This is a genomic window from Parafrankia irregularis (assembly GCF_001536285.1).
GTDB lineage: Bacteria > Actinomycetota > Actinomycetes > Frankiales > Frankiaceae > Parafrankia > Parafrankia irregularis.
Genome location: NZ_FAOZ01000015.1, coordinates 179,369 through 185,514, shown reverse-complemented (window position 1 = coordinate 185,514; position 6,146 = coordinate 179,369). Strand labels below are relative to the sequence as shown.

Annotated in this window: 5 protein-coding genes; all 5 read left to right on the top strand. The window is 70.5% G+C overall.

Annotated features, from left to right (window positions below; genetic code table 11):
- Positions 1 to 321: 321 nt before the first annotated feature.
- The 5 genes from AWX74_RS22340 (at position 322) to AWX74_RS22320 (ending at position 6,138) form a co-directional block, all read left to right on the top strand.
- Positions 322 to 1,500, top strand: coding sequence for an amidohydrolase family protein (locus AWX74_RS22340; RefSeq protein ID WP_091280274.1), 1,179 nt, complete (start codon positions 322 to 324; stop codon positions 1,498 to 1,500).
- Positions 1,497 to 2,390 (top strand): enoyl-CoA hydratase-related protein, encoded by an 894-nt coding sequence (locus AWX74_RS22335; RefSeq protein ID WP_091280271.1) that lies wholly within the window; start codon positions 1,497 to 1,499, stop codon positions 2,388 to 2,390. Before AWX74_RS22340 ends, AWX74_RS22335 begins: the two co-directional genes overlap by 4 nt.
- A complete protein-coding gene (locus AWX74_RS22330; protein WP_091280269.1) occupies positions 2,387 to 3,277 on the top strand; it encodes an amidohydrolase family protein in 891 nt (296 codons plus the stop codon). The genes AWX74_RS22335 and AWX74_RS22330 overlap by 4 nt, the downstream gene beginning before the upstream one ends.
- On the top strand, positions 3,274 to 4,857 hold the full coding sequence (locus AWX74_RS22325; protein ID WP_091280266.1) for a class I adenylate-forming enzyme family protein: 1,584 nt from the start codon (positions 3,274 to 3,276) through the stop codon (positions 4,855 to 4,857). Before AWX74_RS22330 ends, AWX74_RS22325 begins: the two co-directional genes overlap by 4 nt.
- Positions 4,858 to 4,944: 87 nt before the next feature.
- Entirely contained in the window at positions 4,945 to 6,138 is a 1,194-nt protein-coding gene (locus tag AWX74_RS22320; RefSeq protein ID WP_091280265.1) for an amidohydrolase family protein, read from the top strand.
- The last annotated feature ends 8 nt before the right edge of the window (positions 6,139 to 6,146 follow it).

Genomic DNA, 6,146 nt, shown 5'->3' with positions numbered 1-6,146 from the left:
CCGGGGATCCGGATGCAGGCCTTCACGTCGGCCTTGCCGATGTCGAGACCGGCGCACCGCTCGACGAGTGTCTCCACTGGCCACCTCCCACCGTGTGTCAGGCGGGACGTCCGGGGAGACCGACCAGGCGAAGAAGAAGCTGAGTCACGTGCTCGCAGCAACAGTCACGGGTGCCTGAAGGCGGCCTCCAGCGTCCGACTGCAACCCGGGCTCACAGCACCAAGTACTAACGACGTCGACCGAACGCCCCACCACATTTTCACCCTGTCCCGGGTGGCCCCACCAGGGGCCATGACGGACTGCGACGGAAGGAATCCCGCGGTGACTGACCTGCGGCCCATCGACGCCGACAACCACTACTACGAGCCGCTCGACGCGTTCACCCGCCATCTCGACCCGGCGTTCACCCAGCGCGGCGTGCAGATGCTGCAGAAGGGCAGGCGGGTCGTGATGGTGCTCGGTGGGCGGGTGAGCCAGTTCATCCCGAACCCCACGTTCAATCCGGTCACCAAGCCCGGCTGCCTGGACCTCTACTTCCGCGGTGTCATGCCCGAGGGGGTGAGCCGGGCGACCCTGATGGAGCTCGAACCGCTGGCTCCCGAGTACCGCGACCGGGACGCGCGGGTCAGCCGGCTCGACGAGCAGGGTCTCGCCGCCGCGGTGCTCTACCCGACCCTGGGCGTCGGGGTGGAGGAGGCGCTGCGCGAGGACGTCCCGGCGACGATGGCGTCGCTGCACGCGTTCAACCGATGGCTGGAGGACGACTGGGGTTACGCCTACCAGAACCGGCTGTTCGCGGTCCCGTTGATCTCGCTGGCCGACCCGGACGCCGCCGTCACCGAGGTGGAGCGGGTGCTCGCGCTCGGCGCGCGGATCGTGCACGTCCGGCCCGCGCCGGTACCCGCACCGGGTATGGGGGCCGGCGGGCGGTCGCTGGGCCATCCCTCGCACGACCCGGTGTGGGCCCGGCTCGCCGAGGCCGGCGTGCCGGTCGCGTTCCACCTGGGCGACAGCGGCTACCACCGGATGTCGGCGATGTGGGGCGGCTCGGCGAAGCTGGAGGCGTTCGGGAGGACGAACGTCCTCGCCAAGATCGTCGTTGGTGACCGGGCCATCCAGGACACGATGGCCAGCCTCGTGGTCGACGGCGTGTTCGCCCGCCACCCGAAACTGCGGGCGGTCAGCATCGAGAACGGCGCCGCCTGGGTCAGGCCGCTGCTGCGCCTGATGAAGAAGTACGCGAACCAGTCACCGGAGGGCTTCTCGGGTGACCCGGTGGAGACCTTCCGGCGGCATGTGTGGGTGGCCCCCTACTACGAGGACGACATCGGCGATCTGATCGACCTGATCGGTGCCGACCACGTCCTGTTCGGCTCGGACTGGCCGCACGCCGAGGGCCTCGCCGAACCGCTGCAGTTCGAGAAGGAGATCGAGGGCCTCGACACCGCGACCCGCCGGCGGATCCTGCGGGACAACTCCGCCGCGCTCCTCAACCTGTGACCGCCGGGCAGGCGCCGCCGGAGGCCCCGTTCCCGAGCCGGTCGCCGTGGGCCGAGGACGGCACGGTCGAGGTCGAGGTCGCCGGCGGCGTGGCCACGGTCAGCCTGAACCGGCCGCCTGGCAACGGCTGGACTCCTGGGCTGGGGCGGGAGTTCTTCGCCGCGCTGGACCGGCTGGCGGCGGACCCCGAGGTGCGCGCGCTGGTGGTGACCGGCGCCGGGCCGGACTTCTGCGTCGGCGCCGACGGTGGCAGCCTCGACAACATCACCAACGCCGGTTCGTACGAGATCGACGCGGCCCGGCCGACCTACTGGACGGCGATGACGATCGCGAAGCCGGTCGTCGCCGCGGTCAACGGGGCCTGCTTCGGAGTCGGCCTGCAACTGGCGCTGTTCTGCGACGTGCGGTTCGCCGGCTCGTCGGCGAAGTTCGCGACCGCGTTCGTGCGTCGCGGACTGATCGCCGAGCTGGGCATGACCTGGCTGCTGCCCCGGATCGTCGGGCTCGGCGTCGCCAACGACCTGCTGTTGTCCGGCCGGCTGGTCCGCGCCGCCGAGGCCGAGCGGCTGGGTCTGGTGAACCGTGTCGTCGAGGACACAGGCCTGCTCGCCGCGGCCCAGGAGTACGCGGCGGGCCTGGCCGCGCGCTGCTCGCCGGCCGCGATGGGCGTCGTCAAACGCCAGACCTACACGGACCTGACGTCCACGCTGCCGGCCGCGGTCGCGCGCGGCGACGCCTACCTGGAGGCGGCGCTGGCCTCGGCGGACTTCGCCGAGGGTGTCCGCAGCTGGCGGGAGCGGCGCCCGCCCGTGTTCGGTGGCCTTGACCCCGCGCATGCCCGGTTCACGCTTCCCGACGCCGACGACGCGAGACAGGCGGCCAGCCGATGACCCGACCACGCGACATCAAGGTGATCGACACCCTGATGGGCTTCCGCTCCACCAGCAACATCCCGTCCATCCCCGGGCTGCGCGACGCCGGCCGGGCGGACAACACCATCGGCTACATGTTCAAGGGAATGCCGGCGAACCGCCCGGATGATGTCTCCGACGAGCGGGCGATCGACGAGACGCTGGGGAAGATGGACGCCCACGGCGTCGAGCTGGCCCTGGTCAACATCACCAGCGAGACGGCGCGGACCGCGCTGGTGAAGCACCCGGAACGCTTCGCCGGCTCGCTCGCTGTCGACCCGAACGACGTCATGGGCGCGGTCCGGGAGATCCGCCGCGCCGTGGCGGAACACGGCCTGCGGGCCGTGACGCTGTTCCCGTCGGGCCTGTCGCCGCAGGTGCCGATCGACGACCGGCACGCCTACCCGATCTACGCGACGTGTGTCGAACTCGGCCTGCCCGTGTTCGTCTCCGTCGGCGTGCCGGGGCCTCGCATCCCGATGGCGCCGCAGCATGTCGAGCGGGTCGACCAGGTGTGCTACGACTTCCCCGAGCTGGTGTTCGTGATGCGTCACGGCGCCGAGCCCTGGGTCGACCTGGCCGTGAAGCTGCTGCTGAAGTGGCCGAACCTGTACTACTCGACCACCGCGTTCGCGCCGAGGCACTACCCGAAGGCGATCATCGACTACGCGAACACCCGCGGCGCGGACAAAATCATCTACGGCGGCTACTACCCGTTCGGCATCGAGCTCGACCGCACCTTCGCCGAGCTCGACGGCGTCCCGTTCAAGGACACGGTCTGGCCGAAGTTCCTCCGCCACAACGCCGCCCGGGTGCTCGGCGTCGGCTCTGACACCGGCGCCGACGCCGGCCTGGGAGCGTCATGACCGCGGCCCGGGCGCCGTCCGCCGTCACGGCGCGGCCCGGTGAGGCCCTACTGGACCGCACTGTCGGTGACCAGCTGCGGCTGCGCGCCACCGGGCAGCCTGACCGGCCGGCGCTGGTGTGGGCCGTCGACGACGACCCCGCCGCGCTCGACAGCCTCACCTACAGCGAGCTTCTTCGCGCTGCCGAGGCGGCCGCGACCGAGATCCGCCGCGACGCCCGGCCGGGGGAGCGGGTCGCGCTGTGGGCCGCCAACGGGCCGGAATGGGTGATCGTCGAGTACGCCTGCGCGCTCGCCGGGACTGTGCTCGTCCCGTTCAACACGGCCTGGACCGACGGCGAGGTGGCCCACGCGCTCTCCCTGGCCAGCCCGAGGCTGCTGTTCGCCGGGGTGGACAACCGCGGTGTCGACCTGCGCTCGCGGGCGGCCGCGCTCGTCCGCCCGCGGCTCGGCGCTCAGGCGGTCGACCTGACCGGCATCGCCAAGGACGTGGCCACGCCCTCCGTCACCGACAGGCCCGTGGTGCTGCCGGAGGACCCGTTCCTCATCCAGTTCACCTCGGGTACCACCGGCCGGGCGAAAGGGGCGACGCTCAGTCACCGCGCCGCTCTCAACGCCGGGCACCTCCGGGCCCGGACGTTCCACGCCGACGAGCGTGACGTCTGGCTCAACCCGGTTCCGCTGCACCACGTGGGCGGGTCGGTGGTCATCGTGCTCGCGGCCCTGGCCTCCGGTGGCTGCTACGTGGCGATGTCCCGGTTTCACCCGGTCAGGCAGGTCGCACTGATGCGGGCCACCGGCGCGACCCGCACCGGTGGGGTGCCGACGATGTTCTACGCGCTGCTGGAGACCCCCGGCTTCGACGAGGCGCTGACCACCGTGCGGTCGGTCGGGCTCGGCGGGGCGAGCGTGCCGCCGTCGCTGGTCGAGCGGCTGCAGGCGCACGGGGCGACCGTCTCCGTCGGGTACGGGCAGTCGGAGTGCCCCATCGTCACCCAGTCCGACCCGGCCGGGGACGCCGATCACGTGGCGACCACCGTCGGCGTCACGATCCCGCACACCGACCTGCGCATCGTCGACGGCGGCGGGCAGGTCGTCGGCCGCGGCGAGATCGGTGAGGTCCATGTCCGATCGCCGCTGACGATGATCGGTTACTGGGACATGCCCAAGGCGACCGACGAGGTCTTCGACGCCGACGGCTTCCTGCGCACCGGCGACGTCGGCTCTCTCGACGACGCGGGCGTGGTCCGCATCCACGGCCGGACCCGCGAGGTCATCATCCGCGGCGGCGAGAACATCTACCCGATCGAGGTCGAGGACGCCCTGCTGCGCCACCCGGCCGTCGACTCCGTCGCCGTGCTCGCCGTGCCCAGCGGCCGGTGGGGCGAGGAGGTCGCCGCGGTCGTCCGGCTCACCACACCCGGCGCCGTGACCGCCGAAGAACTGGCCGAGTTCGCGGCGGAAGGCATCGCGCACTTCAAGGTTCCGCGCCGGTGGCGGTTCGTCGAGGAGTTCCCGCTGACCGCATCCGGCAAGGTCCGGAAAATCGAGCTCCTGTCCCTTTTCCCGGCCCGAGGCTGAACAGCACCACAGGCTGAACAGCACAACAGTCTGGACGTCACCTCAGGCTGGACATCACCACCGCCGACCGAAGAAAGGCTCGCCGCCATGCCCTCTCGCTCGCTTGACTATCCGGTGTTCGACGCCGACAACCACCTGTACGAGACGACCGATTCCTTCACCCGCCACCTTCCCCGCGAGTACGACGGCCTCATCAAGTACGTCGAGGTCGCCGGGCGCACCAAGATCGCCGTCCGCAACGTCATCTCCGACTACATCCCGAACCCGACCTTCGAGGTCGTCGCCGCACCGGGTGCGCAGGAGGAGTACTTCCGGACCGGCAACAAGGAGGGGAAGTCCTACCGGGAGATTCTCGGCAAGCCGATCAGGTCCCTGCCCGGGTTCCGTGACCCCGCCGAGCGGATCAAGATCATGGATGGTCTGGGCCTGGACGGGGCGCTCATGTGGCCGACCCTGGCGAGCCTGCTCGAAGAGCGGCTCGGCGACGACCCGGTGGCCACCCACGCCGTCATCCACGCCCTGAACCGGTGGATGCACGACGACTGGACGTTCAACTACGAGAACCGCATCTTCCCGACCCCGGTCATCAACCTCGGCATCGTCGAGGAAGGTATCCGGGAACTGGAGTACGTGGTGGAGCGAGGCGCGCGGGTCATTCTCATCCGCCCGGCGCCGGTGCCCGGTCTGTTCGGGAAGCGGTCGTTCGCGCTGCCGGAGTTCGACCCGTTCTGGGCCAAGGTGGCCGAGGCCGACATCCTGGTGGGCCTGCACGCCTCCGACAGCGGCTACGAGCGTTACACCAACGAGTGGGAAGGCGTTCGCGACGGCGAGATGCTGCCGTTCAAGGGCGCCTCCGCCTTCGCGCAGATAATCCGGCACTTCTCCCGGCCGATCGTGGACACCGTCACCTCGCTGATCGCGCACGGGGTCTGCAGCCGGTTCCCGACGCTGAAGTTCGCCCCGGTCGAGAACGGCAGCGGCTGGGTGCGCCCCGTCCTGGAAGCGCTGGAGCACGCCTACTCCTTCGCGCCGCACTCCTTCGACGAGGACCCGATCCAGGTCTTCAAGCGCAACATCTACGTCCACCCCTTCCACGAGGAGGACCCGGTCGGCCTGTGCAGGCTCATCGGCGCCGACCGCGTCCTGTTCGGGTCGGACTGGCCGCACCCCGAAGGCCTCGCAGACCCCATCACCTTCGTCGACGACCTCAAGGGCCTGCCCGACGACGACATCCGCAAGGTGATGGGTGGGAACCTCGCCGCCCTCCTACACGTCGCGTGACTGTTCGA

Bases quoted from the DNA above. Each gene is read 5' to 3' on its own strand.
- AWX74_RS22330 (WP_091280269.1), top strand. From the start codon at position 2,387: ATGACCCGACCACGCGACATCAAGGTGATCGACACCCTGATGGGCTTC.
- AWX74_RS22325 (WP_091280266.1), top strand. From the start codon at position 3,274: ATGACCGCGGCCCGGGCGCCGTCCGCCGTCACGGCGCGGCCCGGTGAG.
- AWX74_RS22320 (WP_091280265.1), top strand. From the start codon at position 4,945: ATGCCCTCTCGCTCGCTTGACTATCCGGTGTTCGACGCCGACAACCAC.